At 62.8% G+C, this 296-nt stretch carries 1 pseudogene; it reads left to right on the top strand.

What is annotated here, in order from left to right:
- Window positions 1-296: pseudogene (locus LI94_RS21630) on the top strand (4-hydroxy-2-oxovalerate aldolase); the annotation flags it as partial.

Here is a 296-nt window from a genome sequence, read left to right as displayed (position 1 = left end):
TTGATCGGGGTGTTCGACAAGATCGGTGTCAAGACCGGTATCGACTTCTTCGACATCGCTGATGCCGCTGAGGACGTGGTGCGCCCGGCAATGCCCGCCGAGTGCGTGCTGGACCGCAACGCGTTGGTGATGGGCTATTCCGGGGTGTACTCGAGTTTCCTCAAGCACGCCGTGCGCCAGGGTGAGCGTTACGGGGTGCCGGCGCATGAGTTGCTGCTGCGGGTCGGTCAGCGCAAGCTGATCGGCGGCCAGGAAGACCAGCTCATCGACATCGCACTGGAAATCCAGCGAGAGCG

This window comes from Mycobacterium sp. UM_Kg27, assembly GCF_000972905.1.
GTDB lineage: Bacteria > Actinomycetota > Actinomycetes > Mycobacteriales > Mycobacteriaceae > Mycobacterium.
This window is presented reverse-complemented; position numbering and strand designations above follow the sequence as displayed.